General features: G+C 62.3%; 20 protein-coding genes and 1 riboswitch. Of the genes, 9 read left to right on the top strand and 11 right to left on the bottom strand.

Translation table 11 applies throughout. The annotated features are described in order from the left end of the window. The first annotated feature begins 82 nt into the window (after window positions 1–82). Entirely contained in the window at window positions 83–1,159 is a 1,077-nt protein-coding gene (cobT, locus tag Q7S58_RS00545) for a nicotinate-nucleotide--dimethylbenzimidazole phosphoribosyltransferase (RefSeq protein WP_304819703.1), read from the top strand. Next, entirely contained in the window at window positions 1,156–1,944 is a 789-nt protein-coding gene (gene cobS, locus Q7S58_RS00540) for an adenosylcobinamide-GDP ribazoletransferase (RefSeq protein ID WP_304819701.1), read from the top strand. Before cobT ends, cobS begins: the two co-directional genes overlap by 4 nt. Window positions 1,945–2,090: 146 nt before the next feature. Here the strand turns inward: cobS and cobU are convergent, their stop codons facing one another. Beyond that, window positions 2,091–2,624, bottom strand: a complete 534-nt coding sequence (gene cobU / locus Q7S58_RS00535) for a bifunctional adenosylcobinamide kinase/adenosylcobinamide-phosphate guanylyltransferase (protein WP_304819699.1) — start codon at window positions 2,622–2,624, stop codon at window positions 2,091–2,093. A gap of 69 nt (window positions 2,625–2,693) precedes the next feature. Further along, a riboswitch (cobalamin riboswitch) is annotated at window positions 2,694–2,855 on the top strand. 126 nt (window positions 2,856–2,981) lie between these two features. Between cobU and Q7S58_RS00530 the strand changes: the two genes are divergently transcribed. Beyond that, a complete protein-coding gene (locus Q7S58_RS00530; RefSeq protein WP_304819697.1) occupies window positions 2,982–5,090 on the top strand; it encodes a TonB-dependent siderophore receptor in 2,109 nt (702 codons plus the stop codon). Window positions 5,091–5,098: 8 nt separating this feature from the next. Here the strand turns inward: Q7S58_RS00530 and glnE are convergent, their stop codons facing one another. The 6 genes from glnE to Q7S58_RS00500 all read right to left on the bottom strand — a co-directional run bounded on the left by glnE (window position 5,099) and on the right by Q7S58_RS00500 (window position 12,445). Further along, the gene (gene glnE, locus Q7S58_RS00525; RefSeq protein WP_304819695.1) at window positions 5,099–8,023 is read right to left on the bottom strand and encodes a bifunctional [glutamate--ammonia ligase]-adenylyl-L-tyrosine phosphorylase/[glutamate--ammonia-ligase] adenylyltransferase; all 2,925 of its coding nucleotides are present in this window, start codon (window positions 8,021–8,023) and stop codon (window positions 5,099–5,101) included. Window positions 8,024–8,260: 237 nt separating this feature from the next. Then, window positions 8,261–8,512: a hypothetical protein gene (locus tag Q7S58_RS00520; RefSeq protein WP_304819693.1), complete on the bottom strand. Its 252-nt coding sequence runs from the start codon at window positions 8,510–8,512 to the stop codon at window positions 8,261–8,263. A 71-nt stretch (window positions 8,513–8,583) separates the two neighbouring features. Continuing rightward, on the bottom strand, window positions 8,584–9,834 hold the full coding sequence (locus tag Q7S58_RS00515; protein WP_304819691.1) for a class I SAM-dependent RNA methyltransferase: 1,251 nt from the start codon (window positions 9,832–9,834) through the stop codon (window positions 8,584–8,586). A 46-nt stretch (window positions 9,835–9,880) separates the two neighbouring features. Next, window positions 9,881–10,495, bottom strand: a complete 615-nt coding sequence (locus Q7S58_RS00510) for a hypothetical protein (RefSeq protein ID WP_304819689.1) — start codon at window positions 10,493–10,495, stop codon at window positions 9,881–9,883. A gap of 12 nt (window positions 10,496–10,507) precedes the next feature. After that, window positions 10,508–11,332 carry a sulfurtransferase gene (locus Q7S58_RS00505; protein WP_304819687.1) on the bottom strand — a complete coding sequence of 275 codons (825 nt, stop codon included), beginning with the start codon at window positions 11,330–11,332 and terminating at the stop codon, window positions 10,508–10,510. A 33-nt stretch (window positions 11,333–11,365) separates the two neighbouring features. Beyond that, window positions 11,366–12,445: a quinone-dependent dihydroorotate dehydrogenase gene (locus Q7S58_RS00500; RefSeq protein ID WP_304819685.1), complete on the bottom strand. Its 1,080-nt coding sequence runs from the start codon at window positions 12,443–12,445 to the stop codon at window positions 11,366–11,368. A gap of 149 nt (window positions 12,446–12,594) precedes the next feature. Here Q7S58_RS00500 and thyX point away from each other — a divergent pair, with 149 nt between their 5' ends. The 4 genes from thyX to Q7S58_RS00480 are packed head-to-tail and all read left to right on the top strand — an operon-like array spanning window position 12,595 to window position 16,047. Continuing rightward, the gene (gene thyX, locus Q7S58_RS00495) at window positions 12,595–13,422 is read left to right on the top strand and encodes an FAD-dependent thymidylate synthase (protein WP_304819683.1); all 828 of its coding nucleotides are present in this window, start codon (window positions 12,595–12,597) and stop codon (window positions 13,420–13,422) included. 44 nt (window positions 13,423–13,466) lie between these two features. After that, window positions 13,467–13,880, top strand: coding sequence for a hypothetical protein (locus Q7S58_RS00490; RefSeq protein WP_304819681.1), 414 nt, complete (start codon window positions 13,467–13,469; stop codon window positions 13,878–13,880). A gap of 9 nt (window positions 13,881–13,889) precedes the next feature. Then, on the top strand, window positions 13,890–14,762 hold the full coding sequence (locus Q7S58_RS00485; protein WP_304819679.1) for a MoxR family ATPase: 873 nt from the start codon (window positions 13,890–13,892) through the stop codon (window positions 14,760–14,762). Between the two features lie 16 nt (window positions 14,763–14,778). After that, window positions 14,779–16,047, top strand: a complete 1,269-nt coding sequence (locus Q7S58_RS00480; RefSeq protein ID WP_304819677.1) for a VWA domain-containing protein — start codon at window positions 14,779–14,781, stop codon at window positions 16,045–16,047. 55 nt (window positions 16,048–16,102) lie between these two features. On the opposite strand, the gene Q7S58_RS00475 is transcribed toward Q7S58_RS00480, so the two are convergent. Then, entirely contained in the window at window positions 16,103–16,774 is a 672-nt protein-coding gene (locus tag Q7S58_RS00475; protein WP_304819676.1) for a glutathione S-transferase family protein, read from the bottom strand. A gap of 29 nt (window positions 16,775–16,803) precedes the next feature. Beyond that, the gene (locus tag Q7S58_RS00470; protein WP_304819674.1) at window positions 16,804–17,235 is read right to left on the bottom strand and encodes a Rieske 2Fe-2S domain-containing protein; all 432 of its coding nucleotides are present in this window, start codon (window positions 17,233–17,235) and stop codon (window positions 16,804–16,806) included. Between the two features lie 332 nt (window positions 17,236–17,567). Between Q7S58_RS00470 and amrB the strand changes: the two genes are divergently transcribed. Further along, window positions 17,568–18,794, top strand: coding sequence for an AmmeMemoRadiSam system protein B (amrB, locus tag Q7S58_RS00465; protein ID WP_304819672.1), 1,227 nt, complete (start codon window positions 17,568–17,570; stop codon window positions 18,792–18,794). Between the two features lie 227 nt (window positions 18,795–19,021). Further along, window positions 19,022–19,771, top strand: coding sequence for a FecR family protein (locus tag Q7S58_RS00460; RefSeq protein ID WP_304819670.1), 750 nt, complete (start codon window positions 19,022–19,024; stop codon window positions 19,769–19,771). Window positions 19,772–20,688: 917 nt separating this feature from the next. Here Q7S58_RS00460 and Q7S58_RS00455 read toward each other — a convergent pair. Next, window positions 20,689–21,390 (bottom strand): hypothetical protein, encoded by a 702-nt coding sequence (locus tag Q7S58_RS00455; protein ID WP_304819668.1) that lies wholly within the window; start codon window positions 21,388–21,390, stop codon window positions 20,689–20,691. Window positions 21,391–21,917: 527 nt separating this feature from the next. After that, on the bottom strand, window positions 21,918–22,202 hold a 285-nt coding region (locus Q7S58_RS00450; protein ID WP_304819666.1), incomplete at its 5' end, for a LamG domain-containing protein.

Here is a 22,202-nt window from a genome sequence, read left to right as displayed (position 1 = left end):
CGCAGCCGAAGAATCCCGGATCCTTTTCTTGCCAGACGGACGCGCCCATGATGCGATCACGAAAATCGCGCACTGGAAATCAATGTCACTACTCAACCAAACCATCGCTGCGATTCGCCCGCTCGACAATGAGGCCGCATGGGCGGCAGACGCGCGGCTCAATTCGCTGACCAAGCCGCCGGGCAGCCTCGGCCACCTCGAGGAAATCGTCCGCCGCTACGCGTCGATTCGCCGCGACAGTTCCGCGAGCTTCACTCGCGGCGCAATCGCGGTCTTCGTCGCCGATCACGGCGTCGCCGACGAGAACGTGAGCGCGTTTCCGCAAGCCGTCACGGTCGAGATGCTGCGCAATCTCAGCAACGGCGGCGCCGCGATCTGCGTGCTCGCGCGGCGATTCGGCTACGCGCTGAAAATCATCGATGTAGGCGTGAGGACCGACACCAGTGCAACGCCACTGCGCGATGTCAGTTATCGGCGAATAGGCGCGGGCACACAAAATTTCACGAGCGGTCCTGCGATGACGCACGCACAAGCGACGCGCGCTCTCGAGACGGGTATCGAAGTCGCGCGCGAACTCGCCGGCAGCGGCGCCAGCTTGATCGGAATCGGCGAGATGGGTATCGCGAACAGCACTTCCGCCGCCGCACTGCTCTCGGCGATCACCGAAATCGCGCCAGATCAGATCGTCGGCCGCGGCACCGGCCTCGACGACGCCGGCATCCGGCACAAGATTGAAGTTGTCGCGCACGCCCTGGAGATTCATCGCGATACGTTCGAATCGCGCGACGACGCCGGCCTCGCGATCCTCGTCGCGCTCGGCGGCTTCGAAATCGCTGCGATGGCGGGCGTGTGTCTCGCCGGCGCTTCGCTCGATATCCCGGTCGTCGTCGATGGCTTCATCGCGACTGCTGCCGCCGCCGTAGCTCTTCAATTCTACCCTCGACAGTTCGAGCATCTTTTTTTCAGCCATCGCTCGTCCGAGGGCGGACACGCACTCGTGCTCGATCATTTGAAAGTGCGCCCGATTCTCGACCTCGATCTGAGGCTCGGCGAGGGAACCGGCGCGGCGCTTGCGATGAACCTGATCGAGTCGGCGCTCGACCTGTTCCATCACATGGCGACCTTTGCCGGCGCCGGCGTCTCCGACAAAATCCGATGATCGACGACGACGGCGCCGCGCCGATCTCCAGCGGCGTCGATGCCGCACCAACCGCCGGATTCCTCGCCGAGCTTCAACTCGCCTTTTCCTTTCTCACGATCCTGCCGGTGATCGATCGCCGCCCCGCCTCCGACGCGACCGTCACGGCGTCGTTCACGTGGTTCCCGCTGGTCGGCCTGACACTCGGCGCGGCGTTGTGCGGCGTGGACTGGATACTCGCGCATGTCCTCGGCCAGGTGATGCGCTCGGTGATCGTCATTCTTTTTCTCACGATCATCACCGGCGCCGTTCATCTCGACGGACTGGCCGACACCGCCGACGCGCTGGGTGCTGGCCGCGATCGCGAGCGCGCGCTCGAGATCATGCGCGACAGCCGGCTCGGCACGTTCGGCGCCCTCGCGGTTTTCTTCGATCTCTCGCTCAAGATTCTCGCCCTCTCGACGCTCACCGGTTCGCGCCGCTACGACGCCCTGATCGTCGCGCCGATGCTTGCTCGATTGGCGATGCTCGCGATCCCGCATGGCATGGCTTACTTGCGCGAGCGGGGCGCGGGTTCCGTGCTGCTCGCACGCCGCGACATTTTCGATCGCAGACTCATCGCCGCCCTTGCCGCGATTTTGCTGGCGGCGCTGATCGGTGGCTTCAGAACCGTGTTGATTGCTGTCGCCGTTGTGCTCGCGACGCGATGGTTCTATCGGCGATGGCTCGGCGGCGTGACCGGTGACTTGATTGGCGCTGGCGGCGAACTGGTCGAGATTGCGCTGCTTGTCGCAATGACGATGTAAATGACGATGTAAATGATTTGGCGGAGCTTTCGCGACGCGCGAGCACCGCGGAGCTCGATTCGGGCCGGAGGGTCGAATCGCAATTTAATTGCAGCCCCCGAGTCCGGAGCGTCAGCGGAGGCGAGGGTATCTGACGATGTAAACGCTCACTTAACCCGAATCGGATAGCCCGCCACCATCAACAGCACTTCATCCGCGATACCCGCGATTTTCTGATTCGTCCATCCGAGCAAATCGCGGTACCGCCGCTCCATCGGATGCATCGGCACGATCCCCATCCCAACTTCGTCCGTCACCACGATGCTCGCGAAACTCGCCCGAGCAAGCGCCGCGGCCAGCGCATCCGCTTCAGCGAGCAACGGCTCGTCGTCGTTGTGAGTGTGCATCAGGTTCGAGATCCACAGCGTCAGGCAATCGATCACCACGACGTCGGCGCGGCCTTCGATCGCCTCGATCGAGCGCGCGACATTGGCCGGCTCCTCGATTGTCTGAAAATCCGGCGGCCGCGTCTCCCGATGAAACGCGATCCGCGCAGTCATTTCTTCGTCGAGCGCCTCTCCGGTCGCGATGAAAAACTTGCGCCGATATGAATTCGCGAGTTTCAGCGCATGCGTGCTTTTGCCGCTGCGCGCGCCGCCCGTCAGTAACGTGATCCTCGCCATCGAATCGTGAGCGTACATGATCGCTCGCCGCGTTACGAAAAAACAGCATCCGTCATAAGCCGGTTGATCCTTCGCGCAACACCGCGTATCTATCGATGCGCACCCGGTGCACGGGAAGCCGGTTTAAATCCGGCGCTGCCCCGCAACTGTGTGGGGGGACGACGGCCCAACATGCCACCGCTTCGGCGGGAAGGCGGGCCCGAGGATGAACCCCAAGCCAGGAGACCGGCCGGGTCACTAACTGTGTTGCCTTCCGCGGGGAGGGTGGCCTCAGGCGCGATTTTCCTGAAGCCCGACCTTTCGTCTCGCGAGGGGTCGGGTTTTCTTCGCCCGAAACTCCCCACCCGCTGAAGGCAGCGAACTCGGAGGGAGTTCATGCGGCGAGCATTTCAGCTAATCGTTTTCGGCATCGTGTTGATATTTTTATTCGCGCCGATTCTGCCGGCTAGCGGCGACGATTCGACGACGCCGCAATCTTACGCAGCGCCAGCAGCAAAAAGCGCTGCATCAAGCGGATCGACTGCGACCAAAAAATCACCCGCGACGACCGCTACGCCAGCAAAATCCGCCGCCGCGAAACCGCCCGCGCAAAAGCCGAGTCCACAAAAATTAAGTCCGATCGTCGTCACCGCCACCCGGATTCCGCAACCCATCGCCGATATCGGCACGACCATCAGCGTCGTCGAGGATTCGCAAATCGAGGCGCAGAAAATCGAGCGCGTCGAAAACGTGCTGCGGCAAGTGCCGGGCTTGCAAGTAACGCAGGGCGGTTCCCCCGGTTCGGTCACCGACGTTTCGATCCGCGGCGCGCCGCCCTCCTCGACCTTGGTGCTGATCGACGGCGTCGAGGTGAATGCCGGCGCGACCGGATCATTTGACTTCGCGAATCTCACCACCAATAACCTCGATCGCATCGAAGTATTGCGCGGCGCCGGCGGTTCGCTCTACGGCTCGCAGGCAATCGGCGGCGTGATCAATCTGCTCTCGCGCGAGGGCGAAGGCGCGCCGAAATTCACGCTGCTGTCCGAGGGCGGCAATCGCGCGACCTCCCGCCAGGTCGGCACTGTGAACGGCGCTCAGGGAAATCTCAGCTACTCGGGGGCGCTGTCGTACTACTCGACCGAAGGTTATCGCCAGTTCAACGACAACTCCGACAATCTCTCGACCGCGGGCCGCCTCGACTATCATCTCGGCGATAACACCGTGATACGCGGCTTCGCGCGCTACACGATGGCCAACGTCAGCCTGCCCCGTTTTTCGATCGCATCCGGACTCGCCGGCGCCCAGTTGAATACCACCGCCCATCAACGCAGCGAATTCATGATGTTCAAAGGTGAGATCGAGCATCGTTTCAGCGACAAACTGCTCGCGCGGATCAGCGCCTTTTATGTTCGCCAGGAATTGCGCGTAAATTCGACCCCGTACGTGGGCAATCCGACTTCCGAGATCGATCGCATTCCCGACGAGACGCGCGGCGGCCTGGCCGAGGCGGTGTACACCTGGATGCCCGGATTTCGCACCGTCGCCGGCTTCGACTTCAAGGATCGATGGGTCCGCTCCGACAGCAGTTCCTCGTTTCCGCCGTTCGGAACCTTCACCAGCAACTTCAACGCGCGCCGCCAGGAATACGCCGGCTACCTCGAGCAGGAAGGCAGCTTCTTCAATGGCCACGTTCTCGGCACCGCCGGTTTTCGCGTCGATGGCAACAGCCAGTTCGGCGAGGAAGTCAGTCCCGCGTGGTCAGTCGCGATTCCACTCGCGAAAATTTCGACGACGCTGCGCGGCAGTTACAGCGAGGGTTTCCGCGCGCCATCTTTTAACGAACTCTATTTTCCCAATTTCGGTAATCCCGATCTTCAGCCGATAATCTCGAGCGAGTATGACGGCGGCTTCACGACCCTGTTCGGCGAGCGCGCGTCGTTGACCGCGACGTATTTTTCGCGCCGCGTGCATAATCTGATCGTCGCGGTGCCCGCGCCCGGCACGCTGTTTGGCGTCGAGGCCGGCAACGCCGGCCGCGTCGATACGCAAGGCGTCGAAATCGTGCCGAGCATCACGATCCTGAAAGGCCTCACCCTCGGCGGCAACGTCACGATTCTCGATCAGACCCACGCCAACGCGAGCGGCGCGACTGCGCGTCCGGTGCGAGTCGCGAAATATACTGCGTCGGCGCTGGTGCAATACGTGCGCAGCGGAACCTTTCTTCCGCACGATCGAATCACCGCGAGCATCGTCGACAATTTCCTCGGCGATCGCGACGACATCAGATCCACGTTTCCGTTCGCCATCGAAAATCACCCGGCCTACAACCGCGTTGACGCCGTCGCTTCGTACGCGCTCGGCGTCCCGTACCGATGGTGCCGCAACGAGGAAACTTTCGTGAAAATCTCCAACATGATGGATCGCCAGTATTCCGAGGCGTTTGGCTTCCCCGCGCCGTCGATAAATTTTGTCGCGGGCGTGAAGCTCGATTTCGGAGAATGATCGCCGACTTAAGCCGGCACCTGTTGTTCGCGCGTGAAGCAGCGCTCGTAAATCGCGCGGATACGATCGCGCCTCTCCGCCAGCGCCTTTATCAACTGCTCCGGGGCGTCCGCACCCTCGAATCCCATCCGGCGCGCGAGCGGTCTCAGCGCCGCGAGCGACGTCGGCAGCGCCCACGCCGGTTGATCGCTCTCGATTCGCAGCCGGTTCTCCAGCCGCGACAGAAATCGGTAATCGTCCTCGATCGCGCGCGCGTCCTTCGGCTCGATCAGATGCATTTTATCGAGCGCCGCGAGCAGCCCCATCGTGTTCCGCACCCGCAATTCCGGATGCCGATGACCGTGGCGTAGCGCCATCATCTGCGCCAGAAACTCGACATCCACCAACCCGCCGCGTCCCTGCTTGATATTGATCCGCGTCTTGTCCTCGACGCCGATCTCATTTTGCATCCGCGTTCTCATCGCGGCGATCTCGCCGACCTCGGCCGCGCTCAGCGAGCGCCCGTAAACGAATTCCGCGCGCGCTTCTTCGACCTGCTTCCCCAATTCGCGATCGCCCGCCACGACTCGCGCGCGCACCAGCGCTTGCCGCTCCCACACCGCCGAACTCTGGCGATGGTACTCGCGGAACCCCTCTAGCGACGTCACCAGCGGGCCCGCATTGCCCGATGGACGCAGCCGCAAATCGAGTTTGTAGGCGTAGCCCTCGCGCGTCCGCGATTCCAAAATCGCGATCAGCTTCTGCATCATCCGCGATGCGATCTCGCGGCTGTCCGCCGCAATCTCAGCGCGGTCGCCGTACACGAAAATGAGATCGAGGTCCGAATTGTACGACATCTCGCGCGCGCCCAGCCGGCCAAGCGCGATCACGCACAGCCGCAGCGTCGCGGGAATCTTGAAGCGAGATGCGATATCGCCGCGCGCGATCGACATCGCTTCTTCGAGCACCACCTCGGCCAGCGTAGTCAATTCGCGCTCGACCTCGAACGTATCGAGCTCGCCGGCCAAATCCGCGATCGCGATCCGCAGAAATTCCTGATGACGCACCGCGCGCAACGCGTCGAGCTTGCCCTCGAAATCCGCGTTCGCCGCCACTAACCCCCGCACCTCGTCGCGGAGTTCGGCGGCCTCGCGCCGCGCCTTCACCAGATCGGATCGCACCAGCGTGTCGATCATGTCCGGATGCCGAATGAAAATCGTCGAGAGATAAGCGCTCGACGCGAACAGCCGAAGCAGGATTCGCCGCGTCGCCGGATGCTGCTCCAGCAGCGCGAGAAACGAAGTGCGCGCGCCGATCGCCGCGATAAATGCGGCGAGATTCATCAGCGCCAAATCCGGATCCGGCAGCTTGCCCATCTCATCGAGCAGCAGCGGGCCCAGCCGCTCGAGCAGCTCGCGCCGCCGCGGACTCGTCAGCGCGTGCGACGGACCGCGCGAGAGCAACTCGAGATGCCGCGAGCTTTCTTCCGCGCGCGCAAAGCCAAGCTCGTGCAGATCCTCCGCCGACATCGCCGGTTCCTGCGCCGCATTCCACGCCGATTGCGCCGCCGCGCTCGGCCGCTGCGCCGACTCGTCCTCGCCGCCCGCCAGCGTCTCGCGGAATTGCGACGCGACGAGCGTGCGATGCGCCCCGATTCGCGCCCTGAATTCCTTCAGCGCCTGCGCGTCCTTGCCGAATCCCATCCGCGCCGCCAGCGCGCGCATCCCGCTCTCCTGGCTCGGCAGCACGTGCGTCTGCAGCCCCGCGACGACTTGCAGCTTGTGCTCGACGTCGCGCAGAAACGCATACGCCCCGGCGAGATCGTTCGCGCGCTGCGACGGCAAGTATCCCAGCTCGTCGAGTTTTTCGAGCGCCTCAATCGTCTGCTCGATTCGAAGGCGCGGATCGCGCCCGCCATAAATCAGCGTGAGCGACTGCACGATAAATTCGAGCTCGCGAATTCCGCCGAAGCCCAGTTTGATATTCTTTTCGACCAGCTCCGGCGAGCGCAGTTCCGCTTCGATCTGATGCTTCATCGCGCGCAACTGGCGCAGCGTGTCGAAGTCGAGATAGCGCCGATAGACGAACGGGCCCAGCTCCGCGATCAACTGGTTCCCGATTTCGATCGCGCCGGCCACCGGCCGCGCCCGCAGCAGCGCCGCCCGCTCCCATGTCTGTCCAAGATTTTGATAGTAGCCAATCGCGCCATCGACCGGCGTCACCAGCGGCGAGTTGCGCCCGCCCGGTCTGAGCCGCATGTCGATTCGGAAGCATCCGGGCGAGAGCATTTCCGTCAGCGACTCAGCAAGGCGCGCCGCCGCCTCGACCGAATCGCGCGAGCCCGACGGCTCATGCAGATAGATCAAATCGATATCAGAACTGAGATTCAGCTCGCGCGCGCCCAGCTTGCCCATCGCGAGCACGCAGAAACGTCCGATCTCCTTCGCGCGCTCGCCCATGAAGCGAATCGCGAGTTCGAGCCCCGCGCGGATACACTCGTCGGCCAGCGCCGACATCGCGCGCCACGTATCCGCGACGTCGATTCGATCGAGCAAATCGGCGATCGCGACCCGCACGAACATCCGGCGATTGAACTGCGCCAGCGCAACCGAGGCGCTCAGCCGATCCGGCGCATCGATCGGGTCCGATCGCATCGATTCGATCAGGCTGCTCGCGCTGGCTGTGCGAGCCGCCTCGAACGCAGCGGCCCATTCCGCTCCGGCATAGGTAAGTTCAGTCGCGACCAGTTCCGAGGAGCCGAGGCAGAAAATCAGATCGCTCGCCGCGGCGCGATCGCGCAGAACATTCTTAAGCGCGCCGCTCGAGTCCTCGGCCAGCTTGAGCAGGAACGCCATCGCGAGCCGCTCGTCGGGCGCGCGCGCCGCGATCGTGCGCAGCGCCTGCTCGGCCAGGCGCTGATTTCCGAGCCGCCGCTTCAAGCGATCGGCAAGCACTGCCAGCTCCGAGGATGATGCGGTCTTGCGCGTCATTGCCCGAAAAAATAGCAGACCTGCATCGAACTCGAACCAGCCGTGGCCGACTGATGACTCGAGTGCAGGTGCGTTTTCGTGGCGCGCGACCAGCCGAAGCTCAAGGTAAGAGGCTGAGTGAGCGGCTGCCGCAGCGACGATCGAAGCCTGGTCTCGCTCATCCGCAAGCGATCGTTTGATTACGAAAAGGGAGCTGGCGGCTTATTCGTATTCGTCGCCGAAGTGGGCGCGCACGATGCGCGCCTTCAAGTACTCGAGCGTGCCGAGATCCTCGACGATATCGCCGCCGGTGTCGTAGAAGAACAGTTCGCCGTTCTTGGTGCGGCCCACCGCGATAATCCATTCGAGGTCGTCCCGGTCTTCGAGCAAATAGTTGATGGTTTGAGCCACCCCGCGGCCGGGAATGATTGTTATCTTCGGCCGTGGGAGCTTTTCCTTTTCCTGCTTGGGCATCTCTTGATCAACCCTCTGGCGGGAAGGTCCGGGAGTTGCGTACTGACCTTAGATTAAGAACGGCCCTCAATCTAAGTCAATAGGACCTGCGCCGCGATCTCGACGTGATGAGTGTTAGGAAAAAAATCGAAAGCGCGCACCGACGAAATTTTGTAACTGGCGCGGGTGAGCAGGCGCATATCGCGCGCGAGCGTGGTCACGTCGCACGAAACGTAGATGATCATGCGCGGCTTCAGCTTGACGATCGGCTCCATCAGATCGAGCGCGCCAGTGCGCGGCGGATCGAGGATGACGATATCGGGGCGATAGCGCGCGCGATGCAGAAATTCGGCGGTCGCCGACGCCTTCATCGGGATGAACTGCGCGTCGTTGAAGCCGAGTCGGAGGGCATTGCGGGACGCGGCTGAGATCGCGCCGGCTTCGGAATCAACGCCGGTGACGCGAGCGCCGCGGCGCGCCGCGGGCAGACTGAAATTGCCCGCGCCGCAGAACAAATCGAGCAGCGGAAGCGTGGGTTGAATTGCGGCCATCGCCATCACTGCGGCGATCAGCTTTTGATTCTGCGCGCGATTCACCTGGCTGAACAAATCGGCGTCGGCGTCGATCGCGAGGCCCGGCTCGAGTTCGACAATCACGCGCGCGTCGCCGACGATCTCGCGATGCGCGCCCGATCGCAGCACGATGCCGGCGAGATCGCGATCGGAATCGAGCACGTTGCTCGCGCGGCGCAGATCTTCGGCATCGGCGGGCTTCTTCAGGTACGCGACGAGCACCTGGCGAGCGTCGTCGCGCACGACTTCGATTTCGTCGAGGTGCTTGCCGAGAGAACGGGCGAGATGGAGCGGCATCGTGATGCCGGGTTCGGCAACCAGGCACGAATCGATCGGGACGATCGCGTTGGAGTTCGCTTCGTGAAAACCGAGCAATCCTTTGGGGCCGGTTTTGAGCCGGATGCGCGAGCGGTAGCCGAATTCAGAAGGCGCGGGCGCGACCAGATCGGCAGGATTAATCGCGGCATCGAGCGCATGATTCAATTCGCGCGCAATCATTTCGGATTTGAAACGGACCTGCGCGGCGTAGTCGATATGCTGCCAGTCGCATCCGCCGCATCGCGGGAGATACGGGCACGGCGCCGTGCGGCGGTCCGGGCTGGCGCGCACGATCGCGCGAATTTTGGCGAGCGAATAATCGCGGCGCTCGGCTTCGATCGAAACGTCGAGGCGATCGCCGGCGACCGCATTCGGCGCCATCACCGCCTTGCCGCCCTGATGGCCGAGGCCGTACGGCCCGAAGGTCATCGCGCTGATTTCAATTTCAGGCATCGAAAAAGATTTTAGCCGATCGAGCGGCGAAGAGCGCCGCGCGGTTTCAGGCAAGCGAGCGGCCGATGACGGCGATCGCGATGCGCACCGCATTTTCCATGATCGGAATCGGCAGGCTCGGGAGGCTCCGATGGCGCGGTGACTGGCGCGCGTCATAAGGCAGATGGATGAAGCCGACCGGAACGCCTGGTTTGCGGCGCAGATGGTGCAGCGCGGAGTACATCAGGGCGTTGCATGCATACGCGCCGGCAGTCAGCGAAACGCTCGCGGGAATATGCTTGCGATCGAGTTCGCGGAGAATCGCGGCGAGGGGGAGGCGCGCGAAGTAGGCGTCGGGCGCGCCGCGCACGACCGGCGTCACCCCGGGATCGCCGGACCTGGCGTGGTTGCCGCGATCATCGGCGAGATTGATCGCGACGCGTTCGAGCGAGAGGCACGGACGGCCGCCCGCTTCGCCGAGGCCGATGACAGCGCGCGGACGATAGCGGACGATCGCGCCGGTAACGCGCCGCGCAGCCTTGCCGCATCCGACCGGCACGCGCACCGATTTGATCTGCAGGCCGCCGATCAGTTCGCCGTCGAGTTGACGCGCGATCTCCCACGACGAATTGATGCGTTCGCCGTGAAAAGGCTCGAAGCCGGTGAGGAGCAAAAGCTGCATCGTCGATTACCTTTAAGGCTTGCGGCGCGGATGCTCGATCGGCAGGTCGTCGCGATTGCCCCATTCGGCCCACGAGCCGAGGTAGTTGCGGACGTTTCGATAGCCGGCCAGTTTGAGCGCGACGTAGGCGTGCGCGGCGCGATAGCCGCCCTGGCAATACGGGATGATCTCGCAGCCGGAATCGAGTCCGAGCGATTCGAAATTCGCGCGAAGTTCGGCGGGCGTTTTGAAATGGCCCTCGGTGGATTGCGCGGAGGTCCAGTCCTGATGAATCGCGAGCGGGATCGCGCCACCGTGTCGCGCGCGGATGCGTTCGCTGAAATATTCGCCGGCGCTGCGGACGTCGAAAATCTGCACGTCGGGCGATCCGATTCGATCGACGATGTGCGCGTAGGACGCAAACACCGCGGGATTCGGCTCGATCCTGAAATTGGTGCGGGCAAATTTTTCGGCATCCGTCGTGAGCTTCGCGCTAGCGGCTTTGAGGCCGCCGTCGAGCATCAGCGCATTCCGATGCCCGGCGTATTGCAGCGCCCAGAGACCGCGCGCGGCGCGCATCCCGGAATCGTTTTCGTAGAACACGACAGTTTCGCGGCCGGTGATGCCGAGCGCTGAGAAAATCCATTCGAGTTGCCCGTGGAACTCCTCCATCCCGCGGTCCGACGTGTCCTTGTGATGAAACGGGAACGGATCGAAGTGGCGTGCGCCGGCGAGATGGCCCTCCCAGTATTCCTTGGCGGGTCGAGTATCGATGAGGATGACATTGCTGTCGCCGCGATGCTGCTCGAGCCATCGCGCATCGACGAGGAGCGTGGGCGTGCTGTCGGGTTGCGTCATTGGTCGCCTCCAGAAATTCGCGGTCGCGCGGAATTATTTTTCGATGCCGACCGCTTCGCTAATAGAGCGAAATCCGTCGCGCCTGAGCAAGCGAACGAGACCGATTTTGATGCGATCGATCAGGCCGGGGCCTTCATAGATGAGGCCGGTGTAGAGCTCGACCATCGTGGCGCCGGCGCGAATGTGGCCGTACGCGTCGTCGGCGCTGGCGATACCGCCGACCCCGATAATCGGGATTTTGCCGGCGGTCTGCATATAGATGTTGCGAATCAGATCGCGGGCGGGCTTCAGCAGTGGCGCGCCGCTGAGTCCACCGGGATGCAACGACGCGATGCCGAGCGACTCGCGCGCGATCGTGGTGTTGCAGGCGACGATGCCGTCGAGATTGAGTTCCAGCGCGGTATCGCAGATGCGAAAGAGGTCGTCGCGCTCGAGATCGGGCGCGAGTTTCACGAGGATCGGGACGCGCCGCGTCGAGGTGACGGCGGCGGTGCGCATCGCGGCGAAAATCTCGCGCATCCGCTCGGGTGATTGCCAGTTGCGCAGCCCGGGCGTGTTCGGCGAGCTGACATTGACGACGATGAAATCGGCGAGCGCGCCAAGTTTGCGCATCAGGATCGCGTAATCGGCGGCGACGCTCTCGGGCGGCGTATCCTTGTTAGGACCGAAGTTGAGCGCAATTCGAATTGCGATGCCGTTTTTGCGGATCCGCTCGATGCGCGGCGCGACCGCGTCGATACCTTCGCTCGGAAATCCAAGCCGATTGATGAGCGCGCGATGCTCGACCAATCGCCACACGCGCGGTCTTTCATTGCCGGGTTGAGGCCGCGGCGTGATCGTGCCCATCTCGGCGAAACCGAAACCGAGCGACTCCCACGCGCGCGCGGCGATCGCGTCTTTGTCCATGCCGGCGGCGAGACCGATCGGATTGGCAAAATCGATGCCCCAAATTTTCAGCGCAAGCTCGGGCGGGTCGGGTGAGAGCGCGAGCGGCGGCGCGATCGAGAGCAGGTTGAGAGTCAGGCGATGCGCAGTTTCAGCGTCGAGGTTGAAGAAAAACGGCTTCAGCATCCGCCGGTAAAGGCTGTCGAGCATGCGCGGGGATTGGTTCATTCGGCACGCAATCTTGGCAAGCGGGAACGTGGGGAAGCAACGGCTGTGCGCAATCGTGCCTGACGGAGTTACGCGCGGCGCGCGCATCGAATAAGATTTGAGAGGATGGCGTCGCGCCGTCACGCGGATTTCGGAGGGTCGTCGCAGGCGTGGAAAATCAGGCGAAAATGCAGGTCAAGTTGATCGACTACGCCAGCGCGCCGCTGGAAAAACTCTACGCGGCGTTTCGCACCTGCTATTCGTCGGATACGCCGATCGAGATTTGGCAAAAGATCGAGACCGAGAAAATCACGCACGACAAGATTCGCGAGTTCATCACCGAGCGGCTGAAGACCGGGCATGGATCGCCGCTCGAGCAGATCGTGTTCTGGTTTGGAATCGCCAACGTATCGCGATCGTTGTCGCATCAATTCGTGCGGCATCGCGTCGGAATCAGCTTCGAGCAGCAGAGCCAGCGCTACGTGAAATTCAAGGAGAACAAGCTCGCGTTCGTGCTGCCGGATTCGTGGTCGCGGGCGGGCATGGAGGACGAATTTTCGGAACTGTTGTCGCAAACGTCGGCGCTATATTCGCGCGCGCTCAAGGCGGGCATTCCGGCCGAGGATGCGCGCTTCGTCCTGCCCAATGCGGCGCCCACCAACTTTCACGTGATGGTGAATTTTGCCGAGATGCTCCACATCTGCGACTTGCGGCTGTGCGTGCGCGCGCAGTGGGAAATTCGGCGGATGGTGGCGTTGATGCGCGCCGAGATCAAGCGCGTGCTGCCGGAGATCGCGGTGTTCCTGCAACCCAAGTGCGGCGAAAACCGGATGGGTTACTGCGACGAATCGGCCGAAGACTGGGCGAAATGTCCGCTCGGAAAAGTGCGGCCGCATAAGGCTGGCCTGTTCGAATTGTACGAGAAGTTCGGCACGCGCAAGGCGCGGGCGCTCGGCGAGGCGGAATTTCGCGCGGTCGAGGAGAAAGAACTTTTGTAGGCGCGAATCGCGCGACGACGATTTTCCCGACGCCAAAAAAATCCGTGAACGACAAATCCAAAACGCCGGCGCTAGGTTGCGCGATCGACGCATACAACCGCGGCGACTATTTCGACGCGGCGGAGATGTTCGAGAACGCCGCGCGCGACGCTGACGACGAATCGCAGGCGCTGGTCGCGGCGCTGAATCGAATCGCGGCGGCGATGCATCTCCGCTTCGAGCGCGGCGGCCGGCAATCGTCGATCAACCTGATGTCGCAGGCGATGCTCGCGCTCGAAGACATGAAACCGAGCCGTGGCGGAATCGACACGGAGCGCCTGTTCGACGAGCTGACCGCCTATGTCGAGGAAGTGCGGGCGTCGCCGCGGGATCAGCGCGACGGCCTGAAGCATCGCGGGCGGCTGTTCCTCGAGCGACGGCGCGCGCCGAAGATCAATCGCACACGCGGAAAAATCTGACATCCGGCGATGGAGATCACGCACGAGCAAATCGCCGACGGACTGAAACGCGCGCGCTACATCACCAACGAGCGCGTCGAGACGGCGATCTTCCTCGCGCTCGCGCTCGAGAAGCCGCTCCTGATCGAAGGTCCCGCGGGCGCGGGCAAGACCGAGGTCGCGAAGGTCGTCGCCGAGATGCTCGCGACGCGCCTCATTCGGCTCCAATGCTATGAGGGGCTGGACGAAGCGCGGGCGCTGTACGAATGGAATTATCAGAAGCAGCTTTTGCGGATGCAGGCGGACGAGGCGCAGGGGCTGCATTGGGAAGAACTTAGCGAGCACATTTTCTCGCGCGACTATCTGCTCGAGCGGCCGCTGCTGAGCGCGATCACGGCGCCGCAACGGGTCGTTTTGCTGATCGATGAGATCGACAAGGCGGACGAAGAGTTCGAGGCGTTCCTGCTCGAGTTGCTGTCGGATTTCCAGGTGAGCGTGCCGGAACTGGGGACGCTGAAGGCGCGCGAGCGGCCGGTGGTGGTGCTGACGTCGAATCGCGCGCGCGAGCTGTCGGAAGCGCTCAGGCGGCGATGCCTGCATCTGTTTATCGATTTTCCCGGTACCGAACAGGAACGAAAAATAATCGAGCTCAAGGTGCCGGAACTCGACGCGCGGCTCGCGGCGGAAGCGTCGCGCTTCGTCGCCGCGATCAGGAAGCTTGGTCTCCGCAAGCCGCCGTCGATCGCGGAGACGCTCGACTGGGCGCGGGCGCTGGTGCGGCTCGGAGTGCGCGAATTCGATACGGACGCGGTGCGTACTACGCTCGGCGTATTGCTGAAGCATGAAGAGGATCGCGCGAAGGTCGAGTCGCGAACGTCGTCGCTGGCGCCGCGCTCGAAGTAGCCGCGCGCTGAATCGGATGGCGGCGCTGCGCGACCAATTGATCAAATTAATCGGCGAGCTGCGATCGAAAAGCGTGCGGATCTCGGTTGCGGAATCGATCGACGCGATGAATGCGGTCGCGGCGGCGGGCCTCGAGCGATCGCGGATGCGCGAGGCGCTCGCGGCGGCGCTAATCAAGGACGAAGCGGATCGAGCGATTTTCGACGAATGCTTCGCGCGGTTCTTCGCGATGCCGGCGCGTCCCCACCGCGAGCATCCTGATTCGCGCGGCGCGCAGGTCTCCGCGGCCGCTGGACGCGGACATCCAGGCGAGAATCCGTCATTGAATGAGGACGCGTCGCCGCGACGCGCGGAGCATCCGAGCGAGCAAGGCGCGCAGTTACGCGAGCAAGCGGCGTCGAACGACGCGAAGAGAAAAGCATCGTCGAAGGTGCGCGAGCGCGACGGCGATAAAGGCGAGGTTGCGAGCAACGAGCATCGCGGCGACACTGCACGCGATGCGCACGATGGCGACGGCGTCGATGCGCGCGGCGATTCGGATGCGTCGCGGCATGAGGCGGCGCGACTCACGCGGCTGCGCGAGATCGAGCGCAAGCCGTTCGATACGTACCTCGACCTGGACTACGACGAGGCTCGGCGCGCGCTCGAGCCGTTGATCCGGCGCTTTCGGATTCGGCTGGGACGGCGGCTCAGGCTTGCGCGCGCGGGCCGGATTGATTTCCGGCGCACGATTCGCGCGGGCCTTCAGCATGGCGGCGCGCTGGCGGAACTCAAGTTTCGCGCGCGGCGTCCGCGCCACGTCGATCTCGCGATCCTCGCCGACGTGTCAGGCTCGGTGCGTTACGCGGCGCAGTTGATGCTCGAGTTGATGGCGGGAGCGCGCGGATGTTTCCGGCGAGTCGCGAGCTTTGTTTACGTCGATCACCTGGCGGAGGCGGACTTCGAGCAGGGGCATCTGGTGATGACGCCCGCGCTCGACATGTACGCGCGATCCGATTTCGGGCGCGTGCTGGGAGAGCTGTGGGCGCGGCGGCTCGGCCTGATCACGCGCGCGACAATCGTCGTTATCATGGGCGATGGGCGCAACAATCGATTGCCGGCGCGCGCCGACGTGCTGCGTGAGATTTCGCGATCCTGCCGCGCGTTGGTGTGGCTGAATCCCGAGGATCCGGCACGATGGGGCACGGGCGACAGCGCGATCAAGCAGTATGCGCGCGAAGTGTCGCTGATACTGCCCGCGCGCAATCTGCGCGAGCTGCAACAGGGATTGGAAAGAATCGCCTAGCGATGCGCCTGCGGGTACACGACCGATCGACGCTGTGCGCGTCGCAGAGCGCAGATCATCCGCCGGTGGCGGCGTCGGCGACTTTGGTCCGCGGGCTGATCGTGCGATAGCTCGGGCGCTCGCGCAGCCGTTTCAGGTACGCATCGACCTTCGGGAACGCGTCAAGGTTCGGCGCGTCGACTTCGAGCACCATCGCGAGCGACATCAACGGCGCGTCGGCCAGCGAGAACTCGCCGCAGGCGTAACCATCGCCACTGCTGCGCAGCACCTTCTCGAGATACGGCAAGTCGCGCGAGAGCAGCATCGCGCGGCCTTTCTCCATGCTCTCGGCGTTGCGCTTGGCGGGCTCGCTCCAATACGGCATCCAGATTGGCGGGACGCTGCCGACCAGCATCGCCTCGTCGGCAAAGTTTTCAAGCTCGCGCACGCGCATCCGCGCGATCGGATCTGAGGGCATCAGCCGCGGCTCGGGATAGCGCTCGTCAAGGTACTCGTCGATCACGGTCGAATCGAAGATGACGAGCTCGCCGTCCTCGAGATAGGGAACCTTGCCGAGCGGATGCTTGGCGATCATCTCGGGCGGTTTCTTCCACAGATTCCCCGGCGGCAGATTTTCGATGCGATAGCTGAGGCCTTTTTCCTCGAGTACGACTTTGGTCTTGGCGCCGTGGGTGGATCGGAGCGTGCCCCAGGGATAATCGCGTTCAGTGGTGTAGAGAACAATCACGTTACTGCTCCTTTTTCGCGGGCATCCCTTCAGTCCTCGAATTCCTGCTCGGGCGCGCTCGCGTAGATCGTGTCGCCTTCGATCTGTAGCGGCACTCGATATAAATATTTCCCGCACGCCGTCGGCGGTCCCGCGATACATTCGCCGCTCTCGGGCTCGTAGTAGGCGTTGTGCGTCTGGCACATCAGGTAGTTGCAATCCTCCGCGAAGAATTGATTGTCCACCCAGTCCATCGCCATCGGCACATGCCGGCATCGATTCACGTACGCGTGAAACCGGCCCTCGTAATTGATCACGAAGCATTCTTCGTCCGCGCCGCGTATCGGCAGCATAAATTTGAGCGATTCGCCCGGCGCGATCGCATCCGTCGCGGCGACCCGGTAACGCCCGCGCGCCGACGCCTTATGCTTGCGCGGATGGCTCCCCGTCAGCGCGGCGCGGCGGCGATCATGATCCGGCATCTGTCTTCAAGGCCCTTTGAAATTTTTGCTGATAGCGGCGTGTTGTTTCCGATCTTCGACCACGTCTGGCGACAGAATATACGTTTGAGCGAATCATCTTTTCTATTGTTATTAACAGCGCGTAGCGCGCATTTTTCTTATTGCGATTCGGCCCTGCGGCCCGAAACCGGCTTCGCGTCACCCCAGGAAGCTCGAAACCCGCCAGCGGTTTCGGATTCTTCCTTCCCTCCGCTTGCCGGATTTTGTCAGAGGCCATAACATCTTGTAAATCGATCGCGGATGAGCCCGTCACTTCGGGCCGCACTCGCAATCGACAATCGCAATCGAATCCGATGCAGACGCCGCTTATCCGTTCCGTCGAGGCCTTTCCGGTCGAGCAGCAGGATCAAACTTTCGTCTGTCTGCGCGATCCGACCGGACTCGCGCCCGAGCCGATCCTGCTCGGGATGGGCGCGTATTTCATCGTCACTCTGTTCAACGGCAAAACTTCGCTGCCCGAGATCCAGAATGCTTTCGCGGCGCGCTTCCACGAAACGATCCCGCTCGAAAAAATCGAGGAACTGATCGCCGCGCTCGACGCCGCGTTCTTCCTCGATTCGCCGGCTTTCGCCGACCGCCAGCGCAAAGTCCGCGACGAATTCCTCGCGAGTCCCGAACGTCCGGCGGCGCTGGCGGGGCTTTGCTATGAAAACGACCCGGGACGGCTGCGCCTCGAACTCGCTTCGTTCTTCGATCCGCCCGACGGTCCCGGGCGCGCTCCTACTGCGAAAAAAGCTGCCTCGCTCGCCGGCCTGATCGCCCCGCACATCGATCCTCGCCGCGGCGCCGCCGCTTACGCGCACGCCTACTACGAGCTGATGTTGCACGAGCCGCCCGAATTGGTCGTCATTCTCGGGACTTCGCACTATGGCGCCGGCCCTCAACTCTTCACCGCGACCCGCAAGAACTACGCGACCCCGCTCGGCGCCGTCGAGACCGACCGCGATTTCGTCGATCGCCTCGCCGCGCGCTATCAGGGTGATCTGTTTGCCGATGAGATGCTGCATCGGAGCGAGCATTCGATCGAATTCCAGGTGCTTTTTCTCGCCTACGCGCTCGGTGCGCGCGGCTACAAGGTCGCGCCGATTCTGGTCAGTTCATTTCACGAGATGGTCGCGGGCGGGATCGTCCCCGCGAGCGACCCTCGCGTCAATTCGTTCCTCGACGCGCTCCGCGCCGAACTCGCCGCCGAGAGCCGCCGCGTGCTGATTCTCGCCGGCGTCGATTTCGCCCACGTCGGCAGGAAATTCGGCGATTCCTTTGCCGCCGACAGCGACGTCGCCGCGCGCGTCCAGCGCGAGGACCTCGACCTGATCGCCAACATCCAGCGCGGCGATCCCGCAGGCTTCTTCGCCGACATCATGAAGGACCGCGACGCCCGCCGCATCTGCGGCCTCTCCCCGATGTACACCCAACTCGAACTGCTGAGCGGCCACGCCGCGCGCCTGCTCAAATACGGCATTGCGATGGAACCGCAGACCGAGTCCGCCGTCTCCTTCGCGAGCCTCGCCATCGACTGAATTTGCCGCGATCGATCGGCGGCCGCGCGGGCTCGATTCGCGGACTGCTCGCCGCTAGCAACCTGTTTTCGCTCGTCTGAGCTGTAAGCGACGCTAATTGTCATCTATTTTCGTCAAGGTGCCTCGTGTGTATACTCAGCGATGCATTTTTTCGCCGACGACCCTTTCCGGAAGGAACAACTTGTATGAATAGTGTGGGCAGCCGTCTGAATTCCGCGCGGTTCTCTATGCAAATCGCATTAGCGATCGCGATTGCAATCACTGCGGCCATTGCTCCCGCGACAGTTTGGGCGCAGCCCGCGCAAAATGTCGGCACGATCACCCAGCTCACCGGCTCGGCCGGAGTCCAGCGCGGCGCTGCGACGCTGCCCGCGGCGATCAATACCCCGGTTCAGCTCCACGACCGGATCACCACTCAGCCCAACTCTTCGCTGACCATCAGCATGATCGATAACAGCTCGCTCCAGCTTGGAGCGCAAGCGACGCTCACCATCGACGATAGCATGCTCGTCAGCGGCGCCGCGGCGCCCAGCAAGGTCGGCCTGCTCGGCGGATCGTTGCATTCGCTGATCACGGGTGCGATGCGCGGAGCGTCGCCGACCTTTGAAGTCCACACGCCCAACGCAGTCGGCGCCGTGCGCGGCACCGAGTTCGACACGACCTATACCGAAGGCACCGAGCGCCCCGGCTACAAGGATTGCCGTCAGTTCACCGACGTTGCCGTCCAGGACGGAGTCGTGAACGTGAGCAATCCGCTTAACCCGGCCGCCGGATCGCAGGATGTTCACAAGGGTCAAAAGACCACCGTCGCGTGCGGCGCGTTCGCGACCGGCGGCGCTGGCTTCTCGCCGGGATTTGCCGCGCTCGGAGTCGCGGGGGCGGCCGGCGCAGGCGCCGGCATCGCAGCCGGTGCGGGCGCCTTCGACGGCAGCTCGGCCGGCAGCGGCCCGGGTAAACCTGCCACTTCTACCAAATAACCGCCGCAGCTTGATTCGCGGCGATCAACTATTAGATTAATCCCGCGCCGCGTCGCGTGCCGCGCGGGTTCTTGTTTTGAACCCCCGCATGGACCGCGATCTTTTCGGGTTGTCTAATGGCTCGGCCATCATCTATCGCACTGGCTCCGCCGCGTACTCCGGGTCAGTCAGATGTCTAACCAGGATCCACATTGTGTAGTATGCCCTGTGTTGCGGCTCGTCTTTGAGGGTGTGGCCCCAAAGAAATTCGCGCGAGACAACCAAATACGCCTCTTGCTCCTCTTCTGGATTGTAGATCATTAGTATGTCTCCGACATTAGGAAGACCCTCTGGCGGAACTTCAAGAGTTTCGATGCATCTTCTGACGGGCCGTCGCGCGGACCCGGGCCGTGCCTGCCCTTCGATCCATTCGTACAACTTAATTGGAAGCGGCTTCGTCGGGCTCCATTGACAACTCAGTATCGGGAACCGTTCAACCCGAGGATCTCCGAAATAACGGGGATTTTCGAGTAGGGGATGGAGTTTCGCAGTTTTTTGACCGAAGAAAGTGAAATCGCGCTCGGGGCCTCCTCGGGCTCGACTTCGTGCGTGTAATCTCTTTACTCGTTTGAGGTTTCTTCTTATCACGATCCGCTTGCTCGATTGAGCACTAACTCGCTACACACTGCGGTGCGCCTGGGGCACCAACCGCCGCTCAAGCTTGGATTGCTCAAGACCACTGTTAGAGGGGAATGTTGAGCTTAGACGGAAACACATAAATTACGGCTCTCTATTTGAAGCTCTAGATTCTTTTAGGCTGCTCCCGCTGTTAACAGACTGTCAAGCGCGTGAAACTCCGTGTGCTCATTCCCTGTTCCCTTCGGCACAACTTGTAGGAAAGGGCTGCCATTCCGTCATGTTTGTCCATTTCGAGGGGATCAATTGCAGGGAAAGTACGCGCCCCCCGATGTTTTCTGCCACGGCTTGCTGACGACACCTGCAGGATAGGTTAGTTCGTTCGAGAGCCCTCGTACGCCGTACTTGTTGGCGAACCAGGCTGGCAGCACAAACCCTGGCACCGGTCCCGCAACCGTGTCGGCACATTCAGGTTCATAGCCTTCCGGGCAGTAGGCGCCTCCCCATATCGGATCGACGATCTCGGGCTGGATGCGCTGGCCGCTGGGAGTGTTAAAGCAAACGCTTCCCGGTCTCGGGTTCCCGAGCATCTCGACTAGCTCCTCGCCCATAACCGTGCAAGGGGAACGCACTCGCAGGAGCGAACCGGTGTAGGCGATAGCGATCGAATACCCCTTCGAAGCGGTATGATAGCCACCAGTACCTCCGCTCCTAAATATAGCTTTCCAACCTTTGGGGTTGCTGCTCGGATCGGCGACTACTAAGTTAACTCCTTGCGGATGATAGAACTGCGCGACAAGATCTGTATGTACGCGCAGCACATCAACGCAAGCGTTGAAGACATCCTGATTCCAGTGTCCTCCCCACGCTTGCGCCGGTACGTCTGATGACTTGTTTATGATGTAGATCAAAGTCGGACCAGGAACTGGTCGCTTCCTCTTCTTTGCGTTGGCCGGCGTTGCTAGCAGCACGATCGAGAGCACGACTAGAATCGCATAACTCATTGCTTCCCCTTGTCTTTACAACTACTTGAGGCATACGCAGAATGAGGGTCCCTTGGCAGCTGTGAGATCCTTCTCAGTGATGTGCTCTCCCCGAGTCCTCTTGAGCACCCGGACTGCACTAGCTGGACAGGTGAACCAATCCCCGCGTGAAGCCTCAGCCCCGACTCGCGCGGGCTGAGAAACTATGCGCAAGGTTTGTGCCTTGGTGAAAGGTCGAGTTCTAGTATCTTAGAAGATGCATCAAGAGAAGTGTTTTCGAAACTCAAAAGATTACATAGCCGTAAGGTGCCTAATGTTGCGAAAGGAGAAAATGACTCAATGCGTCGCATGACAACGGCATTCTGTTGGCGCTAAACACTTAGGCGACAACCGTTTGGCAGCACGTTTATCGAAGGTGGCGCGACAGGGTGAGTTCTAGAGCATATCGGCTATGCGCCTGGTGGTAGGTGTTTCGGTCTAAGCTGAAGGGGTCGCCTTTGAGATGACGACCCCAACAAGAACATTCGGCTGAGCATTATGTTTCAGTCTTACAGCGGCAAGGCAGGTTTCTGTGAGAGCGGATTAATCGGTCCGAACTCCGCAGGCGAGAGCGCGCGCGCCGTGATTCGGACGTCATCGATCAAGCCCGAAAAGAAGTTGAATCCGCCAGCGCCGCCATACGATGCTCCGGTTGCGTTCCGTCCGACGCCGATGCGGCTGGATCTGGATTTGCCGGCTGGTAGCGTGACCTGTCCAACCAGGACGCCGTTCGCATAGAGTTGCAGCACGCTTCCGGTAAAGACACCTGCGACGTGCGACCACTGATTCAGCGG

It is taken from the genome of Candidatus Binatus sp., from assembly GCF_030646925.1.
Lineage (GTDB): Bacteria > Desulfobacterota > Binatia > Binatales > Binataceae > Binatus.
The sequence above is the reverse complement of the archived record's forward strand: the minus strand, read 5'-3'. Positions and strand labels throughout refer to the sequence as shown.

Bases quoted from the DNA above. Each gene is read 5' to 3' on its own strand.
- cobT (WP_304819703.1), top strand. From the start codon at position 83: ATGTCACTACTCAACCAAACCATCGCTGCGATTCGCCCGCTCGACAAT.
- cobS (WP_304819701.1), top strand. From the start codon at position 1,156: ATGATCGACGACGACGGCGCCGCGCCGATCTCCAGCGGCGTCGATGCC.
- cobU (WP_304819699.1), bottom strand. From the start codon at position 2,624: ATGTACGCTCACGATTCGATGGCGAGGATCACGTTACTGACGGGCGGC.
- Q7S58_RS00530 (WP_304819697.1), top strand. From the start codon at position 2,982: ATGCGGCGAGCATTTCAGCTAATCGTTTTCGGCATCGTGTTGATATTT.
- Q7S58_RS00520 (WP_304819693.1), bottom strand. From the start codon at position 8,512: ATGCCCAAGCAGGAAAAGGAAAAGCTCCCACGGCCGAAGATAACAATC.
- Q7S58_RS00515 (WP_304819691.1), bottom strand. From the start codon at position 9,834: ATGCCTGAAATTGAAATCAGCGCGATGACCTTCGGGCCGTACGGCCTC.
- Q7S58_RS00510 (WP_304819689.1), bottom strand. From the start codon at position 10,495: ATGCAGCTTTTGCTCCTCACCGGCTTCGAGCCTTTTCACGGCGAACGC.
- Q7S58_RS00505 (WP_304819687.1), bottom strand. From the start codon at position 11,332: ATGACGCAACCCGACAGCACGCCCACGCTCCTCGTCGATGCGCGATGG.
- Q7S58_RS00500 (WP_304819685.1), bottom strand. From the start codon at position 12,445: ATGAACCAATCCCCGCGCATGCTCGACAGCCTTTACCGGCGGATGCTG.
- Q7S58_RS00485 (WP_304819679.1), top strand. From the start codon at position 13,890: ATGGAGATCACGCACGAGCAAATCGCCGACGGACTGAAACGCGCGCGC.
- Q7S58_RS00480 (WP_304819677.1), top strand. From the start codon at position 14,779: ATGGCGGCGCTGCGCGACCAATTGATCAAATTAATCGGCGAGCTGCGA.
- Q7S58_RS00470 (WP_304819674.1), bottom strand. From the start codon at position 17,235: ATGCCGGATCATGATCGCCGCCGCGCCGCGCTGACGGGGAGCCATCCG.
- amrB (WP_304819672.1), top strand. From the start codon at position 17,568: ATGCAGACGCCGCTTATCCGTTCCGTCGAGGCCTTTCCGGTCGAGCAG.
- Q7S58_RS00460 (WP_304819670.1), top strand. From the start codon at position 19,022: ATGCAAATCGCATTAGCGATCGCGATTGCAATCACTGCGGCCATTGCT.
- Q7S58_RS00455 (WP_304819668.1), bottom strand. From the start codon at position 21,390: ATGAGTTATGCGATTCTAGTCGTGCTCTCGATCGTGCTGCTAGCAACG.